At 34.7% G+C, this 25,950-nt stretch carries 15 protein-coding genes and 1 pseudogene; 13 read left to right on the top strand and 3 right to left on the bottom strand.

Annotated elements, in window-relative coordinates; translation table 11 throughout:
- Positions 1 to 2: 2 nt before the first annotated feature.
- The 3 genes from ADIWIN_RS00740 to ADIWIN_RS00730 form a co-directional block, all read right to left on the bottom strand.
- Complete coding sequence (locus ADIWIN_RS00740) at positions 3 to 5,105, bottom strand: DUF8693 domain-containing protein (RefSeq protein WP_020895751.1); 5,103 nt, start codon at positions 5,103 to 5,105, stop codon at positions 3 to 5.
- A gap of 421 nt (positions 5,106 to 5,526) precedes the next feature.
- Positions 5,527 to 8,892: a T9SS type A sorting domain-containing protein gene (locus tag ADIWIN_RS19255; RefSeq protein ID WP_020895750.1), complete on the bottom strand. Its 3,366-nt coding sequence runs from the start codon at positions 8,890 to 8,892 to the stop codon at positions 5,527 to 5,529.
- A 332-nt stretch (positions 8,893 to 9,224) separates the two neighbouring features.
- The gene (locus ADIWIN_RS00730) at positions 9,225 to 12,797 is read right to left on the bottom strand and encodes a beta strand repeat-containing protein (protein ID WP_020895749.1); all 3,573 of its coding nucleotides are present in this window, start codon (positions 12,795 to 12,797) and stop codon (positions 9,225 to 9,227) included.
- A 636-nt stretch (positions 12,798 to 13,433) separates the two neighbouring features.
- On the opposite strand from ADIWIN_RS00730, the gene ADIWIN_RS00725 reads away from it, so the two are divergent.
- The 13 genes and pseudogenes from ADIWIN_RS00725 (at position 13,434) to ADIWIN_RS19250 (ending at position 25,948) form a co-directional block, all read left to right on the top strand.
- Entirely contained in the window at positions 13,434 to 13,874 is a 441-nt protein-coding gene (locus tag ADIWIN_RS00725) for a DUF2061 domain-containing protein (RefSeq protein ID WP_040756111.1), read from the top strand.
- Positions 13,871 to 14,461, top strand: a complete 591-nt coding sequence (cysC, locus tag ADIWIN_RS00720) for an adenylyl-sulfate kinase (protein WP_020895747.1) — start codon at positions 13,871 to 13,873, stop codon at positions 14,459 to 14,461. Before ADIWIN_RS00725 ends, cysC begins: the two co-directional genes overlap by 4 nt.
- Positions 14,462 to 14,466: 5 nt before the next feature.
- Complete coding sequence (cysD, locus tag ADIWIN_RS00715) at positions 14,467 to 15,372, top strand: sulfate adenylyltransferase subunit CysD (protein ID WP_020895746.1); 906 nt, start codon at positions 14,467 to 14,469, stop codon at positions 15,370 to 15,372.
- A gap of 95 nt (positions 15,373 to 15,467) precedes the next feature.
- A complete protein-coding gene (locus ADIWIN_RS00710; protein WP_020895745.1) occupies positions 15,468 to 16,724 on the top strand; it encodes a sulfate adenylyltransferase subunit 1 in 1,257 nt (418 codons plus the stop codon).
- Positions 16,725 to 16,794: 70 nt separating this feature from the next.
- A complete protein-coding gene (locus ADIWIN_RS00705; protein ID WP_020895744.1) occupies positions 16,795 to 17,151 on the top strand; it encodes a four helix bundle protein in 357 nt (118 codons plus the stop codon).
- Between the two features lies 1 nt (position 17,152).
- Positions 17,153 to 18,055, top strand: a complete 903-nt coding sequence (gene cysQ, locus ADIWIN_RS00700; protein WP_020895743.1) for a 3'(2'),5'-bisphosphate nucleotidase CysQ — start codon at positions 17,153 to 17,155, stop codon at positions 18,053 to 18,055.
- 189 nt (positions 18,056 to 18,244) lie between these two features.
- A complete protein-coding gene (gene gmd / locus ADIWIN_RS00695; protein WP_020895742.1) occupies positions 18,245 to 19,360 on the top strand; it encodes a GDP-mannose 4,6-dehydratase in 1,116 nt (371 codons plus the stop codon).
- Positions 19,361 to 19,380: 20 nt separating this feature from the next.
- Positions 19,381 to 20,340, top strand: coding sequence for a GDP-L-fucose synthase family protein (locus tag ADIWIN_RS00690; RefSeq protein ID WP_020895741.1), 960 nt, complete (start codon positions 19,381 to 19,383; stop codon positions 20,338 to 20,340).
- A gap of 729 nt (positions 20,341 to 21,069) precedes the next feature.
- Positions 21,070 to 21,459, top strand: coding sequence for a hypothetical protein (locus tag ADIWIN_RS00685; protein ID WP_040756109.1), 390 nt, complete (start codon positions 21,070 to 21,072; stop codon positions 21,457 to 21,459).
- A gap of 56 nt (positions 21,460 to 21,515) precedes the next feature.
- Positions 21,516 to 22,136 (top strand): hypothetical protein, encoded by a 621-nt coding sequence (locus ADIWIN_RS00680; protein ID WP_020895739.1) that lies wholly within the window; start codon positions 21,516 to 21,518, stop codon positions 22,134 to 22,136.
- Between the two features lie 137 nt (positions 22,137 to 22,273).
- Positions 22,274 to 23,604 (top strand): annotated as a pseudogene (locus ADIWIN_RS00670) (lipopolysaccharide biosynthesis protein).
- Entirely contained in the window at positions 23,605 to 24,834 is a 1,230-nt protein-coding gene (locus ADIWIN_RS00665) for a prenyltransferase/squalene oxidase repeat-containing protein (RefSeq protein ID WP_020895737.1), read from the top strand.
- 88 nt (positions 24,835 to 24,922) lie between these two features.
- Positions 24,923 to 25,948 (top strand): glycosyltransferase, encoded by a 1,026-nt coding sequence (locus ADIWIN_RS19250; RefSeq protein WP_081669508.1) that lies wholly within the window; start codon positions 24,923 to 24,925, stop codon positions 25,946 to 25,948.
- Positions 25,949 to 25,950 lie beyond the last annotated feature (2 nt).

The following is a 25,950-nucleotide window of genomic DNA, read 5'->3' as shown; positions in this document are numbered from 1 at the left end:
ACTTATCTTATAATCACTTTTTGAGTTTTGTTTTGAGCTGCATTATGCAGTTTTACAATATAGATACCATCATTTAATTGACTTACGTCTATAGTCTGTAATCTAAGAGATGTTTGTAATTGCGTAGTAGATACCAAACGTCCTTGAACATCATAAACAGATGCTGTTGTAGGCTCTAATAATTGACCTGCAATAACAACCGTTTTATCTGCTTTATTAGTGTAAATACTTAATTGGTCTAAGGTATGATCTACTGTAGATAATGTGCTATTTGCTACACGTAAATAGAATCGACCTGTACCATTTAATTCTGTATTTGGTGTTAGCACATAATCATTAGTATTTAATAGGGTAGAAGTGCTAGCCACATTATCTTCTAAATACACACTTACTGTACTTGGTAATGTGGACGCGTTAATACTAAATGTTAATTGCTCTCCTTGGTTTGCATTTACACCAAGTGGAATTGTAACATTAGAAAGATCGGTTACATCTAAGGTTTGCAGCGCTATAGGTAACCCACTATTATCTTCAACTAAATGTGAGAATAATGAGAAATTAGGAGCAGTACCTCCCCAAATGGTAGCATCATATCCGGCATCTAAACCTTTAGTAGCATTAGCATTAAAGTAAAATTGAGTTGTGTAAAATTGAGTTGTAGTACGCGCGTTAAGTTTCAAAAAGGTTAATGTATTGGCATCACGACCAACAATAAAATCATCACCACTTCCTGTGGTTCTCATAGTTGCTTTAAATTCTAAATCGTACCCAATAACATTTGCAGCATCTGCACCTATTAGGAAGCCTTGACCTGGCGTCATAAGTTTTCCAAAGGCATTAGAAAGATTTATGATATCCCATCCATTTGAGGCATCGCCGTCATAGCCATAGATACCAGAAGTATCACCTAGTAAATCAATATTCTTAATGTCTGTGTCTACTTCATAGTTTAAAAAGGCATTAATATCTAAATACGAAGGATAAGGATTTCCAATTAAATTCCATTCTTGGTAACTAGGTCCAGAATGGTCAATATTAATGTCGATATCTCCTGAATTAGCAGTACCTGTAAAAACAAGTGTTGACGTGTTGTCTGATGCAGCTCTATAGCCTGTACCTGCTACTAATAGTGTACCAGCATTATCATTTGTATTATAGTTTTCATAATCACCTGTAGACTTATCAAATATGGCAAATGCTTTTTCTGAAGCATCCCCAGGGTTAGTAAGTAAGTTACTATTGGCAGCAACAAAATCTCCAAATGTTTGACCAGATAATGGTGGTGTAATTAAATCGTTATTACCAATTGCATTAGCATCTTCTAAAATAGTGTTACCATTTACATGACGCTCATAGTTAATAGTACCTGAAACAATTCCATCTAATAGTAAACTAGAATAACTATTTGATACAGATTCTAATAATAAACCGTTAGTAACAGTAAGTGTAATACCGGTGTCCACAGTAAGACCAGCACCTGCATTTACGGTTATTGAATTAGCAGTAGTGTTGGTGTCAATTATTGCATCTCCTGAAGTAATAACAATATTATCATTAGCTGTAGCTGAACCATTTGGGTCACTTGGTGACCATGTGCCATTGTAGGTGTAGGTTGTAGGTGTTGATGTTACTATTGTTCCTTCAATTTTAAAGTTATCTACTCCAAAATAATCACTTCCTCCATTGAATTTAGCTAGAATTTGTAAACTTATTGTATTAGTTCCTTCAGGAGCATTAACACTAATAGTACCCTCGTTGTTTTGTTGGTTACAACCATCACATAAAAAGACTTCGGTTTGTGATATAGTATTAAATGTGATTATATAACTTAATTCATCTGACACACCATTAAAACCATCAACTTCATAATCAAATGATACAGTAATGTCTGTATAGTTAGCAGTATTTATGGTATTAAAATCTATGGTTGCTATACCGGATGTTCCGCATCCATTAGAGCCTTCTAGATCTTGTCCGCCGAAAAAATCACCAGTACTATTGGGAACTGTTATATCGCCTAGGCTACTTACCACATTCCAAACATCACCACTAGATACACAAGAAGAATTGTTTTCAGACGGACTAGTTGTATATGTCCATTCCGGTGTAGTTCCATCAAAATCTTGAATAGCAATAACAACAGGTCCTACAGGTATTGCTTCAATATCAAAAGCACTACTATTTACAGTTGGATATAAATCATCATCAGCAGTTAATACTAATGCTGTTCCTAATGCAGTATGAGTTAAACCTGCAAATGTTGCAACACCATTAACCGGAGTTGCTACTAGTGGACTTCCTGTTAAGGTGCCAGTAGAAGTGATTTTTATATCTAAATTGTAACTCGTGTCTATGTTACCATTGGCATCAACTGCAGCGACAGAGACATCTGGTGTCATGGCTGCATTCACAAAGGTGTTAGATGGTTCTTGAGAGAAAATCAATTCTGTTGCATATACATCTATGGTAAAGTTGTTACCAACGACATCTTCAAAAAGTAATGAATCTGCAAAACTAGAGCCACTAGCATCGGCTTCAAAGCCATGGGCAGTCTCATTTATTTGAAATTGTATGATGCTCTCATCTACAATATTAGTAGTGTTAAGATAAAAACCAAAGAAGAACTCTAAAGCTGTACCATCTACAATGGTGATTGGTGTATCAAATTCTAGAATTAGCTCTGAGTCTGTAATAGTTGTTGTAGGACTGTAATCTACAAAGTTTTCATCGTATAAAGTAATCCCTTGAATATGATCGCTCCAATCTGCCGTATTATTTGGGCCAGGTACAAAACGCATGGTGGTAACTTGGGTTGGTTCGCCATCGGTGGTTCCTTGGTCTTCAATGATAAACGCAAGCGCATCTTTAGCGGTAGCACTGGTAGTAATAGCATTGGCATAATAAGAGTTTCCTGCAATTTGCGTCATGGATTCATACACTTCGGTGTCTGAATCTAAAGCAATATCCTCATAGATTTCAATGTTTTGCACTCTCCAGTCTTCTGGACCATTGCCATAAGTCATATCGTATTTAAATGCAATATACGCTACTCCTGTAATACCAGAAGCATCAACAGAAGTAATAGAAGGAGTTGATAAGCCCCAACCATCCGATGTGTTATTTGGATCAAATGTAAGTGTTGTCCAAGTAGCTGTTGTTGGATCTCCAGATCCTGCATAATCGGTTGAGTATAATAATTCAAATTCACCAGGTGTATTTGTGGTGTCTCCATGTTGTTCTTGCGTAGTCACATCAATGTTTACTGATGTATAAGCGTCAAAATCTATAGAGAAATCTGAGATTAACCAATCTACGTCTGTACTCCCATAGCCATTCATAGCGTACTCATCACTATCAATATCACAAGACCAAGAGTTATCTCCAGCTTCATCAAATGCCGTCCATTCTGCAGCGCCACAATCTGAAAAATCTTCACTATAAGGTAATGCAATTGGAGGTGTTACATCATTATTAGTAATAGTAAGTGTAAATGTACTATTTGAACCTGCAACGGCATTGTTGCCACCTGATACATTTTGGATTTCAAACGTTAAGGCTTCATCAGTCTCTAAATCAGTATCATCTGTAATAGTAAGTGTAACGGTTTGGTTAGTACTTGTGCCACCGGGAAATGTTACTGTTTGAGTAGTATATCCATCTATATCTGTAGCGTCACCATCGCCACTTGTAAGTACCACATCAAAACTAGTGGCAGCAGCATCTTCATTAGTTATTGAAAATTCCAAATCGTAAGTTCCTGTATCTTCAATAACAGTTGCTGTAGAAGCTGTGAATTCAACGAGTGTGTCGGTAGTCGGAATTTCTCCATTAATTTCGATGTCATCCAATACGACACCACGGCCATAATTTCCAGTTGCATCAAATGCAATATAATAATCTGAAGTAGGGTTAGGTAGTAAAACAGATTCTTGTGTCCAAGACCCTATTGAACTAGTGAATTCTTGTCCTGGAATAAGTGTCCAAGTACCACCCGCAGACGTTTTGTAATATACTCTAAGCTCATCTTGATCTCCACTCCAATCTAATTGTGCATGGTAAAAGGTTAACGTCGCATTAGTAATACTTGATAAATCTAAGGCAGGAGTGATTAATTTAGTTTGATCCCCATTCGTATCATAAAAATAGGCATTCTTAGCGCCAGTATGTGCATTAACCGAACCGTTTTGATTTCCGTCTTGGTATGCCCAATCCACCGTTCCTATTTCATATTCTTGAGACCAACATGTTGGTAATGCTCCATCTTCAAACCCTTCCGTAAAAGGGAAAGAATTTACGGTTGCACATGGTGTCATTGCATCTGCACTCAAACCAGCAGAATAATCTGTACCATCATAAGAATATGCTTTATAATAATAGGTAGTAGAAGCACTTAAGCCTGTATGATTATAAGTTCCAGAACCATTACTGTCATATAATATGATTCCACCTGCAAAGGTGTTACCTACAGCTGCAGGAATTCCACTTGGAGCAGTAAAGGTGTTATCGGTATCGAAAACTATAATAATATCATCTCCGTCCGTGTTATCATTATATATTAAATCTATTTGAGATCCGGAAATTGCTGCTGCAGAGAATGTGTCTGGGTTGGCTGGACCTGAAGCGAAAGATGTTATTTCAAAATCATCTATAATCAAATGTCCAGCATTATCATCACTTAAAATTCGAATAGTTAAATTAGAGCTAGCATCATTTATATCATAACTGAAAAGGGTAAAAGTACTTCCTGAGTATGATTGAGTCGTTATCGTAGTATAATTTGAGCCGTCCGTTGATTTTTGTACTTCGAAAGAACCGCCTCCACTAGATAATTCACGGTACCAAAATGTTAAAGTGCCTGCTCCAGTCATGCTCGGTGATGTTAAATGGGCACCAGATTTATCATCATTAATTCTAGCTGCACTACCAGATCTAGAAGAACTAGTTTCTTTAAATACTTCTTTCATTGTCCAAGTTCCACTAGTTAGTGTTTGACTACCTGTGTAGTATCCTGATGTAGATAAACCAGAATCGAAATTTTCTGAAAGTTGAGCAAACCCAAAACTCCCAATAAATAGAGTAATTAAAAATGTGTAAATGTGTTTCATGTGTTAATTTGTGTCAGTTTTAAGATGATATGCGGATAAATAAATAGTACTATTTAGAGAAAAGTCCTACGTATTTATGACGTACAACATCATAATGAGTTATTAATAGCTAAAATATCAAAAAAGCGCGTAAACGCCCTAGTGATAAGGGATTGCAAATATAGCAAAAGTGTGTAGTGCACGTTTTTAAATATATTAACAAATCATTAAGGTTAAGTGAGATATATGTTAGAGGAGAGCTGTAACTTAGGCTTAAGTTGCTGTTGTTTAATTTGTTAAATAAATGGTGTTGAGGTTGAAAAAATGTTTATTTTTTAGAGATAAGTTTTGTATAGGTATTTAGGAATGTATTGGTTTATAAACACAAAAAAGTGCATCTTATTAAGATGCACTTTTAGCTTAAATGATATAATTATTACACTTATCTAATAATAACTTTTTGAGTTCTGTTGCCAGTTGTATTTTGTAATTGTACAACGTAAATACCAGCGGAAAAATTAGACGTATCAATACGATGTTGCATCGTAGTCGTCATAATCAGTTCAGAAGCGACTAAGCGCCCTTGCATATCATATACATTTGCTGTTGTAGAGGCTACTAAAGATCCTGCAATAACAATGGTTTTCTCATCAGATTGGGTGTAAATGCTAAGAGCGTCTAAGGTAGTATCATTTATAGATAATGCACTTTCTGTGACTCTTAAATAAAAACGTCCTATACCATTTAAAGAGGTCGTTGGAGTGATGATGTATTCACTAGAATTTAAAAGTGTAAACGTGTTGGCTACCGTGTCTTCTAAGTAAACTTCAACAGTACTTGGTAGTGTAGAAGCATTAATACTAAATGTAATAGCTTCTCCTTCATTGGCGTGAACTCCTAACGGAATCGTGACATCAGATAAATCACTATCTCCTAACGATTGAATGGCCATTGCTTTGCCTTGGTTATTTTCAACTAAATGAGAGTAGATATAAAATGCTGGTGAATTACCATTAAAAATTGCAGCATCATAACCTGGGTCTAATGCTCTTGTAGAATTGCTGTTAAAATAAAAATCAGTATGATAATTAGAAGTCGCATTTTCAAGATTAAGACTTAAAAAGGCATTAGTATCTAAAGTTCTTCCTAATATAAAATCATCACCACCTGAAGCTCTTCGCATTTCTGGTGTAAAGTTTAGTGTTGCGGAACCTTCTGCAGCAACTAAAAAACCTTGTCCTGGCGTTATGTTCTCAGATGTATTGGCATTATTGAAATTAATAATAGTCCAATTGTCTAATGCACTACCATCATAACCGTAGATACCTACAGCGTTTTCATCTAAAAAGGAAGCATTTTCTGTTAAGAAATCCCCAGCATTAATATAAGACGGGTAAGGATTACCAATTAAGTTCCAATTATAAGCAGAGCCAATATCAATACCAACAGCAACCGTTCCGGTTTCAACGTCACCGACAAATGTAAAAGTAGACGTATCCGTAGAAGCTGTTCTGTAACCAATACCTGCGGTTAGTGCCGTAGCATCATCAGCTGCAGAATATAAGGTGTATGGGTTAGATGCGCTATCATTATCGAATGGTCCAAATAAATACATGGTTGCTCCACCTCCTATAGTTCCTGAAGGGATATTAGCATTAGTACCTCTAAAAACCCCAAATGTTTGGCTAGCGTTTGTAACAGGAGCAGAAATTAAATCATTTTGACCTGTAACTGAGCCTGTAGTAGTATTAAATGTGTTAATATGGCGCTTGTATATAACACTTCCTGTAAGAGTACCATCTAAAATTAAACTAGAATATAACTGTGAAGATGATTCTAAAGTTAGTGTATTTAATGATAACGTTGTCCCAGAATTTACAGTTAAGCTAGCACCTTCTTCAATATATAAATCGTCTAAATCTACATCTGTTGTAAATGTTGTGCTCTCGTTAGGCTTAATAAGACCTATTCTTGTGTCGGTGTCTGTTGATGGTGTTGTATTCCAAGCTCCATCTTTAAAAACTAAATAAGAGACTATTTGATCTGTACCGTTAATGCCAGGAGAACCAAAATCAACAGCAATACCTTCGGCAACTGTAGAAAAAGCCCAAAGCGAACCATCATTATTATCTTCTATATCACTACCAATAAAGATCATTGCGGGACCAGATGTCATAGGATCTGGCCAAGCGGCACCACCATACGCTACACTGTCAATTCCTGTTCCGCTTGCATTTGTTAAAATAATTTCGTCGGCAAAATTTGAAATAGAAATATTATCATATTGGTAATCTATGGTTACCCCACCATTTGCGAGCGTGTCTGAATTGCGACCTAGCACAGCAAAGCCGTAAGCAGGTACAACAACACTAGTTGCTATAGTGTGGCTATCAGTATGTGTATCTAGTATAACCCATCCAATCAGGTCTATAGGGCTATCTGTTGTGTTGTAAACTTCAAAATATTCACCATTAGTATCACCAACACTTGCTGGGTTTATCATTATTTCAGTAATCATAATACTGTTAGAAGATGCAAGTAAATCGGGAGTAGCATTACCTATAATACCTGTACTCCAAGACAATCCTTTACGAGCAAATACTTTAAAATGATAAGCGGTAGAATTTGTTAAGCCTGTTATAGTTTCAGACGTACCAGTCCCTTTGTAAACGGCATATTCGTCTGTTCCTATAGCTGCACCAGCTCCAAAAATGGGATTTGCGCTGTAAGTAGTGCCATCGCCAGTTGGTGTAAAAGTAACAGCAGAGCCTTCCTTTGCTATTATTAATAGTTCATCAAAACAAGCAGTATTAGTCCAATTTAAATCAATTGTGGCATCATTGCCTATGGCATTGAATGCAGAAACGTCCGTTGGTGTAGTACAATCTGTTGTAAAACTACCAGTTATTTCATTAAGATTATAGCAAAAGTTTGTAGCGTTATATTCATAAACCGCAACATGGTAAGTTGTAGCTTCTTCTAAACCAGTTATGCTTACAGATGAAGTTGTAGATGAAGTTGCAGGACCACTTTGTACAACATAATTACCAGTACCAATAACATTTCCAGTTCCAAATACGGTATTTTCAATATAGTCTACTCCATTTGAAGGATCAGTATCTACAGCAGTTTCTTTTTTTACGAGGACTAAAACGTTATCTCCATTTCCAACCGTCCAATTCAAAGTAGCGCTTGTAGTACCTATACTTGTTGTATTATATGCTGACGCTTGAGTTGTAGGATAGCAAGGAGGTACTAAACTTTGACCAGTGTTTAGGGTACCTGTTGTGGCAGTTGCAGGAGTATGCCATGTGAAATCTGAATACATAGTTCCTGTTCCAGAAAGTTGCAAAGATTCACCAATTGGTGTGCTACCAGTTTCAGAAACGCCGATGTCTGTTGAGGTTTGTCCTAGTGCAATGCCATTAGTAGCGGTAAAACTACCTTCGTAAGAAAGAAACTGTACTAGAGTTGTGCCATTGTAAACGAGCGCCATACCTTCAGTATCATTCTGAATACCTGATTTTGCTTGCCATGCTATTGTGAAACCAGAATCTATGCTTGTAGTTGAGGCTGCGTCGTAAGTTACTGTTCCATAGGTTTCCCCATTGTTGCCATTATATAATACTACAGTCCAATTTTCTAAAGGATAGGTTGCTGCATCAGCAATAACAATTTCGATGCCTTCACCAGCATCTGTACTAGTGTTGTCATAATGAATTTCATTTATCCAGCCATCAGCAGAGGTTTGGGCAAATCCTATGCAGCTTAAGCATAGCGCAATTAAAAAGGGGTAAAGATTTTTCATAGTAGGTTTGGGGTTATTATTATTATTATTATTAAATGAAGAATGGGAGATATTTTAATTTTTTCCGACGAAAAAAAAATATAAAATCTACCACACCGCATTTGGTTAGGTTATTTACTTTTTAATAATTATTGAGTCAGCAAGACACGAGGGAAGATGCAAAAATAATAAATTTAAGTATGAGTTTTTTTAAGGATAGTAAAAAGGATTAAATAATTAAAAATAAAGCTATATTATTTTAAACTAAGTATGTGTGTGTTTTAAATAAGGCATAAAAAAAAGCGCATCTTATAAAGATGCGCTTTTTAAATATAATGATATAAGTATTAGACTTATCTAATAATAACTTTTTGAGTTCTGTTACCAGTTGTGTTTTGTAATTGTACAACGTAGATACCAGCAGTAAGATTAGAAGCGTCAATATTATGCTCTGTGTTATTCGAGTTTAGTGATTGTGTGGTTACTAATCGTCCTTGTATATCAAACAATTTGAATGCTGTTTGGCCTTCTAACTGTCCTTTTACAACAATTGACTTAGGATTTGCATTTACAAAAATTTCTAAACCATTAAGCAAATTGTCATTGACACCTAATGTAGATTGTCCGAAATGTAAATAGAAACGTCCAGTGTTATTCAAAGTTGTAACTGGTGTAAACGTATAATCAACTTCTAATAGATTCGTAAATGTATTGGCGACATTATCTTCCAAAATGACTGTCGTACCTTCAGGAATATTACGTTCCGCAATACTAACGACACCTTGTTCACCTTGTGCAATATTAATTCCTAAAGGAATTGTGACATTGTTTAAGGCAGAATAACTAACCGCTTGTGCTGCTAAATTGTTTCCTGTGTTATCTTCTACAAGACGAGAATAAATAGAAAAGTCAGGAGCGATAGTTTCAAATAGTTCAGAATCGTAACCCGGATCCATGCTTAATGATGCATTATCATTAAAGTATAATGCGGTTTGGTAAGCCCCACTTTCTTTAGAAACTCGAATATTTAAATGTGCTAAGTTTTGATTCTCAGCTCTACCACTAATATAATCGTCAATTGTTCCTATTCTTCGCATTTCTGGTGTGAAATCTATCATAGCTCCACCCGATTTTGAGGCCACAAAAAATCCTTGCCCTGGTGCGATACGTGCTGTAGGATTGGCATCAGAGTACGCTTGGTTCCATATAATATATCCAGTTAAAACATCTCCTCTATAACCATATACACCAGAGTTTAATGAGTTGAATTTAGTGTTGTTACTTGCTAAAAAGCTAGAAAGGCTTAAGTAAGATGGGTAAGGGTTTCCAATAAGATTAAAGGTGCTTTGAGTACCTACAGTAATAGGAACAGATACAGATCCTGTTTTAACATCACCAACAAACTCAAAAGTAGAACCTGTAGGAGTGTCTGAAGCTGTTCTGTAACCTATACCAGATTCTATAACGGACGCATCGTCGGCTGCAGTATAGTTAGTATAAGCCGTCGTATTATTATTGTAAGGACCAAATAAAAATGAAGGTACTCCATCTATATTTCCAGATGGCATATCTGCATTAGCGGTTCTTAATGCAAGGAATGTTTGATTAGCATTAGTTACAGGTGCAGAAATTAAATCATTAGCACCAGTTGTAGAACCTGAGCTTGCAAATTGATTAACGTGACGGTTATACGTTACTTCATTTAATATTGAACCATTAACTATTAAACTTGAATAACTGTTGCTTATAGAACTTAATATCAAAGAGCCTTCGTTTATTAAATTGTTGGTTGTTATCGACTTACCAAAGTCAATAACTGTAGAAGCAGCACTGTTAATTATGAGGTTATTAATGTTTACATTGTTGTCTACATTATACGTACCATCAATAACTAGAGCGTTTAATGCGCCTGTTGTGGCGTCAGGTTTAATATTGTCTTTCCAGCCATCTGAATTGGTGTAGATTAATCCGCTAAACTGACTAGCTAATCTAAAATTGTCAAAACCAGAATAACCATTTGCAAGATTATTTCTTAGTCTCACTTGAAGTCCTACAGTAGAATTACCATCAGGTATAATGATTTTAGTTCTACCTTGGTCGTTGTCATTACTGTCATCTCCAGAGATACCATTAAAAACAGAAATCCATCCGCCACTTGTACTACCATTTAGGAATAACCTATATTGTACGTCGTTTGCATTGTTAAGGTAACCAACAACTTGCCAGTCAAATTCTATTCTTATAGCCGTTAGATCAGTAACATCGATATCTGAAAACGTTAAAGTTGCAAAAGAATTTCCATCATCATTTAAATCATTTTCTCCAAAAATTTCATCAACAAACAATGTGTTATCTAGTGGTGACGCATCAGCTAAGGCAATTTCTCCAAAATAACCTAAAGTATCGCCCCAATCTGCAATAGTGCCAAAAGGTGCTCTATTCGTAGTGTAAGCCCAACCTGTAGCGGTATCAAAGTTCTGTTCTGCGATAGTAATTAATGGGCCGTTAATAGTAAAGGTATCACTCGTTCCAGATATACCCGGTGCATTAGCAATTATGCTTACACCTGTAGCTGTACTTGTAAAGACCACATTATCTAAAGTTGCTTCACCATTGACCATATCATAAGTTTCTGGTACAATACTACTGCTAGGAGAAGCGGTAACGCTAATGCCTGTAATGTTCGCGTCTAAATCTAAATTTGAATTCACATCAACCGCAATTATTGTAGGAAAAGGTATTATAGCTTCATTTTGATTTCCATCGGTAGGTTGTTGGGTATATTCAAATTTACTTGCAATGACTTCAATACGGTTGTCGTCTCCAACTATTGAAGTTTGTGCGCCACCTGCGTTCGCTAATCCAAAAAGAGAACTGCCAGTTGTAAGTGTAGTTGCATTAGTAACCGTTAATTGTAGTTGCTCGTTATCGGTTACTACAGGTTTAAATGATCCTAAAATAATGAATTGTCTTGTGCTATTATCTGAAGCTGTTAAATTTAAACCACTAAACGTAGTAAATTCTGTAATGGTTGTAACTTCTGAAACAATTGTAAACGTACCTAAGTCTAAGATAGCTAATGCAGCTAGGTTTTCGTAATTGTCTACGGCAAATTCAATGGACGTTAATGTCGTGCCATCAGAATCGGTATCTGTACCGATACCACCATCTCTAATAGTAAACGCTCCTAAAGGTACTGAGTTACTTAAATTAAGACCAGAAGGTGTAATATATGTTGAATTATAATCGATGTTTTGTTGAACAGGAAATAAAGCGAAAGTAGACGCGATAATATCAGAATCAGCACTATTCGTTGAGCTCGTTGATACGCTACCAATCAATCTTAATCCTGGGGTTGGAACTGCAGCAGATATTGACCAAGCAGCATTAGGCAGTACTCTTAAAATACCTCCACTACTTGTAGCGCCCCATGCATATAGTCTAAATGTTATGGTTCCAGAAATTCCAGATAAAACACTTAAGCTAGGTAAGTTGAAATTTGTATTTGTATCAGCAGCTAATGTTTCAGAACCAGCTAAAGCACTACCTGCCGTAGTAAAGCCGTCTAAGCTGTAAAATATTTGGAAGTCACTTGGTCCATTTGTATTCCTTCTCAGCCTAATATCTAGCTCATCTAATGTGATTTCGAATGCAGTATTAGCTGTAATAGACCACTCTATATAGTCATTATTAACTGCCGAAGTGGGTTGGTCTCCCCCAATAGTCCAGTCATTTGATGTGAAATTGACATTAGCAGTACTTAGGTTAACACTTGCTCCACGTATAAATCCACTAGATGAAACAGAAGTTACGTTATCTGTTTGCGTTGGTCCAACAATATTGGGACGATCTACGGTAACGATTGTTTGGCTAAACCCATATGAAAAAAGGGTAACCAAGATGCAAAAAATGTAAGTTTTAGTCATAGTCTCTATTTAATTAAATCTTTTAAAATGTAGTAGTAGTTTACTGAATTGTAGGAGGTTTGCTTAAATTTGAGACAGGTCAAAGATAATGAAAATTGTGATAACTACACCTCAGAAAATATGTTGAGGTTAGAATGTTTTATTGTCAATTTTACTTGCAAATAAGCAATATTATTTACTATATGAAAAATCGTACTTTTTTATTTGATTAAACGTTAGGAATGTTTCTTTTATCATGCTTCAGCATTTTTTGTTCTAACGATTTAGTACTGATTTTTATATGATTAAACATCCCAATCTTAAATTTTATAATGATATTGAGTTTCGATTTGTCTAAGAATTGAAGTTAAAAAGCGACTAGATTGAGTTTAAATCATAAATATTGGTTCAAAAATTTAAAATCTTAAAATATCCTAATAATAATTCTCAATTTATCAATTGTATGAATAATGTGATTTTTTTAAAAGCTATGAGCTGTTAATTAAGTATTTTTGCTCAATTTTCATTTGTATATCGGTTCGTTTTTTGTTCTAATAGTGGTGAAAATCATCCCTTTATTTAAAAGAAAGCACGAAGGGAATATGTGATTAAAAACACTATAAATAAATGACTATAAAATTTTAATATTGGTAAAGTTTGAAATTTAGTAAAAGACATTTCGCTAAAACGATTACGTGGCGCATTATAGGAACCTTGGACACGTTATTATTGTCATGGTATATTTCTGGTGATTTAGCCATTGGTATGAAAATGGGGGCATTTGAAATGATTACTAAAATGGTCTTGTATTACATACATGAAAGGGTTTGGTTTAAATCGAAAATAAAGTCGTCTAATAAACGACATATTCTTAAAACCTTTTCTTGGCGTGGAGTAGGTACTTTAGACACCATTATTTTAGGTTGGTTGATTTCAGGGAATCCGCTAACTGGACTTAAAATTGGTGGTGCCGAAGTCGTAACAAAAATGCTATTGTATTTTGGACATGAAAAACTTTGGTACAGAATTAATTTTGGACTAGACAAACGAAATGAACGTAAGCGATTAAATAATTTAACAAAACAAAGTGAATTATGAGTCTAAATACCGTTAGACATGATTATAAAATCACAAAAGCAGATCGAGAGCGCATAAATGATCATCGCTCTTTTTTAGTGTGGTTTACAGGGTTGTCCGGATCAGGCAAATCTACTTTAGCTAACTTAGTAGAGGTTGAATTACACAAAAGAAACATTTCAACCTTTAGTTTAGATGGTGATAATATAAGAGAGGGTATTAATAAAGACCTAACATTTGCTCCAGAAGATCGTACTGAAAATATAAGACGTATTGCCGAAATCGCTAACTTAATGGTGGATGCAGGTGTTGTTACTTTCGCTGCTTTTGTATCTCCTTATATTAAGGACCGAGAAAATATTAAAACCATCGTTGGTAAAGAAAATTTCATAGAAATATATATTAACACCTCTTTAGAAGAGTGCGAGCGTAGAGATGTTAAAGGTCTCTACAAAAAAGCACGAGCAGGAGAAATTAAAAACATGACTGGTATTTCAGCACCATATGAAGCGCCTGTCAATCCAGATTTAGAAATAGTAACAGATAATCAGTCAATTGAAGCATCTGTTCAAACTATTCTAGACTTTATTATTCAAAAATTAAAATAAATAACATGAGTAATTACGTAATTAATCATTTAAAAGAATTAGAATCGGAAGCCATTTTTGTGATTCGAGAGATAGCAGCACAATTTGAAAATCCAGTATTATTGTTTTCTGGAGGAAAGGACTCTATTTTATTAACGCATTTGGCAAAAAAAGCATTCTTTCCTGCAAAAATACCGTTTCCTTTAATTCATATAGATACAGGTCATAATTTCCCTGAAACGATTGCTTTTAGAGATCAATTGGTTGAAAAACTTGGGGTTAAACTTATAGTAGGTTCAGTACAAGAAGCTATTGATAACGGGCGTGCTAAAGAAGAAACTGGTGCAGATGCGTCTCGTAATTCACTTCAAATCGTGTCTTTATTAGATACCTTAGAAGCCTACAAAGTAGATGCAGCAATGGGTGGTGCAAGACGCGATGAGGAAAAAGCACGTGCTAAAGAACGTTTCTTTTCTCACAGAGATGAATTTGGGCAATGGGATCCTAAAAACCAAAGACCAGAACTATGGAATCTTTTCAATGGTCGCAAAAACTACGGAGAGCATTTTAGAGTGTTTCCTATTTCTAACTGGACAGAAATGGACGTTTGGGAATACATCAAACTAGAAAATATTGATTTACCATCACTTTACTTTTCACACCAACGTGATTGTGTGGTTAGAGACGGTGTGATTTTAGCAAACTCAGAATTTATTAAATTAAAGGAAGGTGAAGAAGTCGTAAACATGACCATTCGTTACCGAACTTGTGGAGATATGCCAATTACTGGTGCTGTCGAATCTGAAGCAGATACGCTAGATAAAATCATTGAAGAAATTGCAACTACAAGAACAACAGAACGTGGAGGTAGAGCAGATGATAAACGTGCAGAAACAGCTATGGAAGATCGTAAAAAACAAGGTTACTTTTAAAATATAAATAGAAAATTAGGTTGAGACTTTAGAAGTCGAAAAGCTTACAAGCAGAGGACTAAAGACTAACAACTAGCAACTAACAACTATTAAAAATGAAATACCAAGACATAGAATTACTAAGATTCACAACAGCAGGAAGTGTAGATGATGGCAAAAGCACATTAATTGGGCGCTTATTGTATGATAGTAAATCAATTTTTCAAGATCAATTAGATGCCGTTGAAGCCTCTAGTAAATCTAAAGGTTTTGATTATGTAGATTTATCATTACTTACAGATGGTTTAAAATCAGAACGCGAGCAAGGCATTACGATAGATGTAGCCTATCGTTATTTTGCGACTCCAAAGCGTAAATTCATTATAGCAGATACACCAGGTCATATACAATATACCCGTAATATGGTAACGGGGGCTTCTACAGCGAACTTAGCCATTATACTTATTGATGCTCGTAAAGGAATGTTAGAGCAAACGCATCGTCATGCCTTTATTGCGTCTTTATTACGTATTCCGCATGCTATTGTTTGTGTTAATAAAATGGATTTAGTGGATTATAGCGAAGATGTCTATAATGGAATCGTTTCAGATTTTAAAGCCTTTTCATCAAAGTTAGGTATTAGTGATATTCAGTTTATTCCTATCTCAGCTTTAAATGGAGATAATGTGGTTAACCGTTCTGAGAACATGGACTGGTATGGAGGAAGTACGTTAATGTATCATTTAGAAACGGTGCATATTTCAAGTGATCATAATTTGGTAGATTGTCGTTTTCCTATTCAATCTGTAATTCGTCCACACACCTTAGATAATCAAGATTACAGAGGTTTTGCTGGTCGTATTGATGGTGGCGTTTTTAAGCCAGGTGACAAGGTGAAATCATTGCCTTCAGGATTCGTATCTACGATTAAAACGATTGAACTTAATGGGGAGCAAATTTCAGAAGCATTTGCACCTATGTCTGTTACGATGACTCTAGAAGACGAAATAGATAACAGCCGTGGCGACATGATTGTGCGCGAAAATAATGTGCCTTTAGTGAGTCAAGATTTAGAAGTGTTAGTGACTTGGATGAGTACTAAACCAATTCAGGCACGTACAAAGGTGGTCATTAAACATACCACAAACGAGTCTATTGGTATGGTTAAGGAATTAAAGTATAAAATAGATATTAATACATTACACAGAATAGAAGGTATTGATAAGGTGGAGATGAATGATATCGCACGTTTGTCTATTAGAACAGCTAAACCTTTGTTTTATGATGCGTATAAGAAGAATCGTCAAACCGGAAGTATCATTATTATAGACGAGCAAACCAATGAAACTATTGGTGCTGGGATGATTATATAGTGGTGATGCGGTGATACAGTGAAACTGTGATGCGGTGAACCTTTAGAATAGGGATTTTAAAATTTTAATTATGACTCATAAAGATTTAGAAGTTTATAAATTAAGTTTAAATCTAGTAGAGGAAATTTATAAACTTACAAAGGGTTTTCCTTCGTCTGAAAACTTTGGATTGACCTCTCAACTTAGAAGAGCAGCTGTGTCGTTGCCTTCAAATATAGCTGAGGGTTCGAGTAGAGGTTCTACAAAGGATTTTATTCGATTTTTAAATATAGCATCGGGATCACTGGCCGAAATAGAAACACAGTTAGTCATAGCAGAACGAATAGGGTATATAACGTTCGATGATACATTACAAAACAATAGCATTACAATTAGAAAAATGTTATACCGTTTAAAACAGGCTTTAAGTAAAAAACTAAGTAAGTAAAATGAATAATAAAAGCTCCAATCTAACGAATCACCGTCTCACCGAATCACCGCCTCACGGCCTCACCGCCTCACCGTCTCATCGCCTCACGGCCTCACGGCCTCACCACCTCACCGAATTACTGCATCACAGTATCACCGCAGCCCTAGAAGCCGGAAAAGTAATTCTAGACATCTATCATTCCAATGATTTTGAAATAGAACTGAAAGGAGATAATTCACCATTAACGAAAGCAGATTTAGCGTCCCACGATGTGATTATGTCGCATTTAAAAGCAACGAACATTCCTATACTTTCCGAAGAAGGTAAATCTATTCCTTACAATGACCGTAAAGACTGGAATCAATTATGGATTGTAGATCCCATAGATGGAACTAAAGAGTTTATAAAACGCAATGGTGAATTTACCGTAAACATAGCTTTAGTTGAAAATCAGAAAACAGTACTTGGTGTTATTTATGTTCCAGTATCAGGGGAGCTTTATTTCTCAACTAAGGCATTGGGGTCTTTTAAAGTAACCGTAAATCTTGAAGATTATAATATAGACAGCTTATTAAGCAACGCCAATAAATTACCATTAGAACGAGAAGACAAAACATTCACTATTGTAGCGAGTCGCTCGCACATGTCACCAGAAACGGAAACTTACGTTTCCGAAATGCGAGAACAACACGGAGCCGTAAATCTAATTTCTAAAGGAAGCTCATTAAAACTGTGTATGGTTGCCGAGGGGAAAGCCGATTGTTATCCAAGATTCGCTCCTACTATGGAGTGGGATACAGCTGCAGGCCAAGCGATTTGTGAACATGCAGGTTTTGAGGTTATAGACTGGAGCACGAAAGAGCGCATGTTATACAACAGACAAGAATTACTGAATAATTGGTTTTTAGTAAAGGGAGTCTAACTAGCTGAAATAGAACTGAATGTTCGCATAAGTATCTGAACGTATAGTTGCATTTTAGATGTCACTAATGGCTATTTTTGTTGGAAGCTTTAATGTTATTTTTTAAGCTGAAAAGAGGAGCAAGTCTTATATTTTGTTAGCTTTGCTGACTGAAATAATATTTTATAACTATTTTATTTTATAGCTTTTATGAGTAAAGTTGCCTTTATAACAGGAGTTACAGGACAAGACGGAGCCTATCTTAGTGAGTTTTTACTAAAGAAAGGGTATGAAGTTCATGGCCTAAAACGACGTTCGTCATTATTTAACACCGACAGAATTGATCATTTATACCAAGATCCGCATGTAGATCATCGAAATTTTTATCTGCATTATGGTGATATGACGGATAGTACGAACCTTATTCGATTGATTAAAGAAATTCAACCCGATGAGATTTATAATTTAGCGGCAATGAGTCATGTGGCTGTATCGTTCGAAATTCCGGAATATACAGGTAATGCAGATGGTTTAGGAACGTTACGAATCTTAGATGCTGTACGATTATTGGGTTTAGAAAAGAAAACAAGAATATACCAAGCCTCAACATCCGAGTTATACGGTAAAGTACAAGAAGTACCACAATCTGAAACGACTCCGTTTTACCCACGTTCACCTTATGCTGTAGCAAAAATGTATGCCTATTGGATAACGGTAAATTATCGTGAAGCATACAATATGTATGCGTGTAATGGGATTTTGTTTAATCACGAATCACCAATTAGAGGGGAAACCTTTGTAACACGAAAAATTACGAGAGCAGTATCTCGAATAGCTTTAGGTTTACAAGATAAATTTTACTTAGGAAACCTTGATGCTCAAAGGGATTGGGGACATGCAAAAGATTATGTGCGTATGATGTGGATGATTCTTCAAGCTGATGAAGCAGAAGACTGGGTCATTGCAACGGGAAAAACCACACGTATCCGTGATTTTGTACACATGAGTTTTGCCGAAGTCGGCATAGAACTAGAGTTTAAAGGTGAAGGCGAAGCAGAGAAAGCTTATGTCGTAAAATGTAATAATCCAGAATATCAAATTGAAATAGGTAAAGAAGTTTTAGCGGTAGATCCACGTTATTTTAGACCAACAGAGGTAGAACTACTTATAGGAGATGCTTCTAAAGCTAAGAATAAATTAGGTTGGGAATGCAAATATGATCTAAACGATCTTATTAAAGATATGATGACTAGCGATTTAAAACTCATGAAAAAGGAGCAATTCTTAGATCAGTCGGGTTATAATACAATGAATTATTACGAATAAACCGGAACACCTTATTAAAAATGTCTAAAAGCGCACTTAAAAAAAGTAATCACGAATCACGCATCTACATTGCCGGTCATCGTGGAATGGTTGGTTCTGCTGTTTGGCGAGCATTGGAAACAAAAGGCTATACAAACCTTATAGGTAAAACAAGTGCCGAACTCGATTTAAGAAATCAACAAGCAGTAATTGATTTTTTCAATAAAGAACAACCAGATGTTGTCATAAATGCGGCAGCAAAAGTAGGTGGGATACTCGCGAATAGCGAGAATCCCTATCCGTTTTTAATGGAAAACTTACAGATTCAAAATAATTTAATTGATACGGCTCATAAGACGGCTGTTTCAAAATTTGTGTTTTTAGGAAGTTCTTGTATTTACCCAAAGTTTGCTCCGCAACCACTAAAAGAAGAATATTTACTGACAGATAGTTTAGAGCCAACGAACGAATGGTATGCTATCGCTAAAATAGCAGGAGTAAAAGCCTGTGAAGCGATACGAAAACAATACGGTAAAGATTTTGTAAGCTTAATGCCGACAAATCTTTATGGCCCGTTCGATAATTTTGATTTAAAAAGTTCTCATGTGTTACCAGCCATGTTACGAAAGTTTCATGAAGCCAAGGCAAGCAATGCGCCAGTAACATTATGGGGAAGCGGTACACCAATGCGCGAATTTCTGTACGTAGATGATTTGGCGCAAGCTGTTGTATTTGCCGTAGAAAATATATTACCAGAACACCTCTATAATGTAGGTACAGGTACTGATGTGACCATAAAAGAATTGGCAGAAACAATTCAGTCTATTGTTGGTCACAAAGGAGAATTGGTTTGGGATAGTTCTAAACCCGATGGTACACCACGTAAATTGATGGATAGTTCGAAGTTGCGAAGTTTAAATTGGGAACCAAAAATTGCATTGCACAACGGTATTAAATTAGCTTATAGTTGGTATTTGAAAAATGAAAATACCACGAGCTGATTAAAGATGTTTTAAGAATAAACGGTTATTAATTTTTGTTAGTACGATACTTAACTATATTAAGGTTAGGTAATTTAAAATAGTATTAAGGAAAAATTCAAAAATAAATTTTGAAATTTAAAAATATCCGCATTGGTTAGCGTTTATAAAAGGTAATAGATAGTTTTTCAATGCATCCAATAATCCAGAATACAGTTGAAAAGTTTACTTTTACACGGAATTGTTATTTTAGCTTTCAAAATCTCATATAGTATTGCAAAATGGTATTAACGGATAGTGACGGCATACAAGAGGAAACCCCTTTAAGTTAAAGCCTTATTAAATACTGCGCTCAAATACAGAGCGACCTAGCACTATTATAGAAGACTCAAATACCTTATTAGATTTTGATACCCAAAACATTATGGAGTAGGCGGAAGCAATAACAGCCGGAAATTATAAATACAGTTCTGTTCCAAAATTTTGGGATGTTAACGTTACAGAACGTATTTTAGCGGTTGTTGAGAAATTAAATGAATAAGAATATTTTGTATAAGTATCGTTCTAACTCATAAAAAGTAAAATTGATGTTTTAATTTAAATATCAGATGAAAAATAATTATAAAAGTTTATGTGAAAATTCTATTTGTTTTTCGTAGAATGAATTTTAGACTTTATATAAGTATTAATCGTGAAATTCCGACTGCATAATAAATAATTACCATGCTCTAAATAATATTAATCAGTTATATGAATTACCTTATTACTCTTAAACCACTAAAGCATAATTCAAATATAGGATCTTACTCTATTCTTGCAGAATTAGATTCTACAACTAATAAAATTATAAGAAAACTATTAATTCCATCAGCTAATTTTACAGCAAAGGACGGATGTATGCGAAGTTTTTCGCAAGGAGTGCAAAAAGTAAATGATTTAATTTATTTGGCTGGCTATAATTTCATAATGATAATAGACTATGCAACTTTCAATATCGTAGACACTTTTTCACACCCATTGATGTCTGATATACATTGCTTAGAAGTATTTGAAGATGAAATTTATGCTGTTTCTACAACGATTGATGCTTTATTGTGTTTTGATAAAAAACAAAAGCTCTTAAATGGCATTGGAGAATAGAAGATTCTAATTTACAAAGTAAAATAAGTCTTAATTACCGACTTTCTAAAGTTAGAATGAAGTCAACTATTGTCGGTAAGTATTTTTCTGTATTAGGTTTGAATAAGATATTTAAAATCCAATTCTTGAAATTTGATTTTCGAGGAATAGGTAAATCAACATCACCATACCATAGTTGTCACTTTAATGAATTAAAAGTTATCGACCATAATACGATATTACTAGGGACTAAGGGGTGGCAAGATTTGAGTCTTAAAGATAGTTCTTTGATTAAATTATCAACGAATGATATGTCCGCTGAATTTTTAGCAACCCCAGGGTCTTTTATTGCTTCTCATGATATATTGAACACATCTGATTGTGTAATTGTAACCGAGTCGATAAATGAGTCAATCGGAATTTTCAATAAGAAGACGAACGAAACATATAGGATTCAATTACCTAGAAGAGGATATTTTATACGAGGTATTGCTAAAACAAATAAAGGTTATCTTGTTGGTTTTTCACCAAACAGAACATTGTTGAATTCTAAAGAATACAAGAAAAAAGATAAAAAAAATGCTTTTATTGAACATTACAATAATGATTTCACGAAGGTATTTGGTGAAGTAGATTTAGATAATTTTTATCCAGAATATACAGGTAGTGCTATTCACAATATTGTACAATGTGATTAATTTTACATAATTAAATTCAATTGAAAAAAACTATACTCTGGGCCATATTAGAACAAACAGGACCGCAAGTAATTGGCTTTATTACGTCAATTGTATTGGCAAGATTACTTTTACCGAATGATTTTGGACTAATTGCCATGCTTGCTATTTTTATGGCTATTGGGCAACTCTTTGCTGATTCAGGAATGAGCCAAGCATTAATACAAAGAAAACACAACTCCGATGACGATACCACCAGTGTGTTTTATCTAAATATAGGAATTGGGCTTTTAATGACGGCTTTACTGTTTTTATCAGCTCCTTTAATTTCAAGGTTTTATGACCAACCAGAACTAATAGACTTAATCCATTGGCAATCTCTTGGTTTTTTTTATCTGCTTTTGGTATTGTACATCACTCATTGCTTTCTAGAGATTTAGAGCTTAAACAAACGACGATTGCTAGTTTTTTTAGTACACTTATTGGAGGTGCCGTGAGTATAATAATGGCTCTAACGGATTATGGTGTATGGAGTTTAGTCGCTGGTTACCTTGTAGGTACTGTTACACGTGTTGTGGCCTTATGGATAGTAAGCACATGGAGACCAAGAGGAAAGTTGTCTATGAATTCAATAAAATCAGTTTGGAAATATAGTATTAATATTTTATCTGCTAACATATTTATGACTATCGTTAATAATTTGTCTAATGTTTTAATTGGTAAAAAATATACAGCAAGTGACTTAGGACTCTATAATAGGGCATTCAATCTCTATTATTTACCAGTATCGCTTTTAACGGGTGTAATCAATAGAATTGCATTTCCTGTATTTTCAAAAAATCAAGATAATCTAACGGCAATGAAAGGGCAACTTAGAAAAGCTGTTGTTTTTTCGGTATTTTTATCTGGTTTTGTCTGTTTTTTAATCGCCATACTAGCAGATCCTTTTGTGCCTTTGTTATTGGGTGATAATTGGAGTGGATCAATTGAATATTTGCAGATTTTATCTTTAGGAGGTGTTTTTTTTCCTGTAAATGTATTATTAATTACGGCCATTAAGTCTACGGGACGTTCAGATTTGTATCTCAAAGTAGAACTTCTTAAGAAAACAATAATTATGATTGTTTTATTCATTACTGTAAATTATGGTATTATTTACATGACATGGGGGCTTTTGTTTACTGGCTTTCTAGCTTATGTATTAAATGCAAAATTTACAATGAAAAAAATAGACTATTCTTGGAAAGAGCAGTTTGAAGATTTTCTTCCGGTATTACTAATGTTAGGTGTTGCATCGGCAATAGCACTAGGGTTTAAAGTTGTATTAAATATAGATAGTAGATTGTTAGAAATGGTAGTGGTTGGAATTATTTATTTTATAACATGTTCAGCTGTTATTTATAATTTTAGACATACCATTTATAAGGAAATCTATACCAAGTGTTTTGAGTTTTTAAATCCAGTATTAAAGAAATTAAAAATAAAGTAAATGTTTAAAAAGTTACTTCCAACAGGTTTAAAGGAAACTTTAAAGGATAAGATAAAGGCAGGTCTATTTCTAGTGCCCGAGCGCAATTTAAATATAGCCAATAGAGTGGCGAAAGATGGTATAGATAATTATATAAATTTTGATTATGAAACGTTTAAAACTAAATCTTTGGGTTATATAGAAACCATGAAGATTGAAGGCTATGAATATCGTTTCGCAAAATCTGTAACTAAAAGTACATTGTATGCATCCATTTATGCTTGCATGATTAAAGGGTTATTTGGGGAGTTAAAAAACTTAAGTCTAGACGAAAAAAAAGCATGGGCGAATTATTTAGATGCATTTCAGTCGGAAGCTGATGGGTATTTTAGAGACCCTAATTTAAATGGTGATGAATTTGAAACTGATGGTGCCTGGGGAGATGGCTGGGGAAAAAATCACTTAGCGGGTCATATAATTATTGCTTACGGACGTTTAGGTCATAGACCTAAACATAGTTTTAAATTTTTAGAACCTTACTATAACGAAGACTATTTAAATAAATGGTTAGCTGAGTTTGATTTTTCTGATAGAGTATGGCCGCAAAGTAATTATATCATGAATTTAGTTACTTTATTGCAATATTCAAGAGATTATATGAATAATGAAAAAGCCCAAAAACCAATTACCCGTATTTTAAATTGGTTAAGGGAATCTCAAAGAAGAGATACAGGTATGTGGCATACTTATGATTTAAAAACCTATCATAATGTTGCAGATGCCATACGAGGAGCTTATCATTTTTATCCGCTCTTTTTTTATGAGAATGAGGTTTTACCTTTTGGAGATAAAATTGTAGATGTCATTTTAAAGTCTCAAAACTCATGGGGTGGTTTTGAAGATGAAGGAAAGGCAGCAGGTGCATGTGAAGATATTGATGCTTTAGATCCATTGTTGCGTTTTGCTTTATGCACAGGGCATAAAACAAAGGACGTAAATTTTGCGGTAAAAAAAGCGATGATATGGTATCTGGCTAGTTTAAATAAGTCAGGTGGTTTTGAGTTTATGGTTGAGACCCCAAATGAGTATGGGAAACACCCAGTAACTACGAGTAAAATAAATGAAGCAAATATGTTTGCAACTTGGTTTAGAACGCTTGGAATGGCATACATCTGTGATTATTTGGAAGTGGATAATGATTTTGATATTGGAACTTTTCCAGGTTACGAGATAAGCCTTAATGTCAAATAAAGTATGAGAATCGATCAAATTAGTTTTAAAAGGTTTCTAGTAGCAATGGCAATAACTATTTTTAAGACTAATAAAAAATGCCTGCCATATGTGTAAAGTATCCGTACTCATGTCCGTGTATAATGGTGAATTGTATTTGGCAGAAGCTATTGAGAGTATATTAAGTCAGACCTATACAGACTTTGAGTTTATTATTTATGAGGATTGTTCAACCGATAATTCTTTATCTATTTTACAAGATTATGAAAAACAAGATAAACGTATTACAGTCATAGTAAATGAAAAGAATAAAGGCTTAACAGCAAATTTAATTGATGGCGTTAATACAGCAAAAGGAACGTATTTGGCACGTATGGATGCCGATGATATTTCTTTACCTAAGCGTTTAGAAAAACAAGTTTATTTTTTAGAAAATCATAAGGACGTTGTACTATTAGGAAGCTCAGTCATATTCTTTGATAACAATGGAAACGAGTTCGTAGCGTATCAGCCAACGGAGCATAATGAAATAAAAATACAATTACTTTTAGGGTTTACTTTATTACATCCTTCCGTAATGTTACGTACAAAAGCATTTCATGACCATAAACTTAACTATAATCCTGAATTTCGGTATGCACAAGACCATGATTTATGGGCTAGAACAGTTATGGTGGGTTTAAAGACAGCCAACATTTATGAGCCGCTTATTAAAATGCGTGAACATGCCAATAAGATTTCCACAACATTAAAGCCTAAGCAACAGTATTACTCTAATCAAACGCGACTATTACAACTCAATGCTTATGGCATAACGCTTGGTGAATCAGAATTAATGGCCTTCCATAATCTTACCTCTGGAAAAGCAAATTTTGAACTTTTAGAATTAAAGACTTTTGAGAAAGCGTTGCTTAATATCGTTAGAGAAGAGCAAAATGTAAATGGATTAAATCATAATATTCTGAGTGCTAAAGTAGCGGAAATATTTAGGCTTAAATGCCGTGAGCTTATGATTAATAAAAAGAATGGTGCTTGGCTCTATTGGCAATCACCGCTTAGGAAATATGATAATATGACTAAAAGTAACCAAATGACTTTTTTTGTAAGAAGTCTTAAGACTTTTCTTCAATTTTGAAC

This window comes from Winogradskyella psychrotolerans RS-3, assembly GCF_000427335.1.
GTDB lineage: Bacteria > Bacteroidota > Bacteroidia > Flavobacteriales > Flavobacteriaceae > Winogradskyella > Winogradskyella psychrotolerans.
This window is presented reverse-complemented; position numbering and strand designations above follow the sequence as displayed.

What these genes read in the sequence shown, in the direction of transcription:
- ADIWIN_RS00740 (WP_020895751.1), bottom strand. Translation starts at nt 5,105, where the DNA reads ATGAAACACATTTACACATTTTTAATTACTCTATTTATTGGGAGTTTT.
- ADIWIN_RS19255 (WP_020895750.1), bottom strand. Translation starts at nt 8,892, where the DNA reads ATGAAAAATCTTTACCCCTTTTTAATTGCGCTATGCTTAAGCTGCATA.
- ADIWIN_RS00730 (WP_020895749.1), bottom strand. Translation starts at nt 12,797, where the DNA reads ATGACTAAAACTTACATTTTTTGCATCTTGGTTACCCTTTTTTCATAT.
- cysC (WP_020895747.1), top strand. Translation starts at nt 13,871, where the DNA reads ATGAGTCTAAATACCGTTAGACATGATTATAAAATCACAAAAGCAGAT.
- cysD (WP_020895746.1), top strand. Translation starts at nt 14,467, where the DNA reads ATGAGTAATTACGTAATTAATCATTTAAAAGAATTAGAATCGGAAGCC.
- ADIWIN_RS00710 (WP_020895745.1), top strand. Translation starts at nt 15,468, where the DNA reads ATGAAATACCAAGACATAGAATTACTAAGATTCACAACAGCAGGAAGT.
- ADIWIN_RS00705 (WP_020895744.1), top strand. Translation starts at nt 16,795, where the DNA reads ATGACTCATAAAGATTTAGAAGTTTATAAATTAAGTTTAAATCTAGTA.
- cysQ (WP_020895743.1), top strand. Translation starts at nt 17,153, where the DNA reads ATGAATAATAAAAGCTCCAATCTAACGAATCACCGTCTCACCGAATCA.
- gmd (WP_020895742.1), top strand. Translation starts at nt 18,245, where the DNA reads ATGAGTAAAGTTGCCTTTATAACAGGAGTTACAGGACAAGACGGAGCC.
- ADIWIN_RS00690 (WP_020895741.1), top strand. Translation starts at nt 19,381, where the DNA reads ATGTCTAAAAGCGCACTTAAAAAAAGTAATCACGAATCACGCATCTAC.
- ADIWIN_RS00685 (WP_040756109.1), top strand. Translation starts at nt 21,070, where the DNA reads ATGAATTACCTTATTACTCTTAAACCACTAAAGCATAATTCAAATATA.
- ADIWIN_RS00680 (WP_020895739.1), top strand. Translation starts at nt 21,516, where the DNA reads ATGAAGTCAACTATTGTCGGTAAGTATTTTTCTGTATTAGGTTTGAAT.
- ADIWIN_RS00665 (WP_020895737.1), top strand. Translation starts at nt 23,605, where the DNA reads ATGTTTAAAAAGTTACTTCCAACAGGTTTAAAGGAAACTTTAAAGGAT.
- ADIWIN_RS19250 (WP_081669508.1), top strand. Translation starts at nt 24,923, where the DNA reads ATGTGTAAAGTATCCGTACTCATGTCCGTGTATAATGGTGAATTGTAT.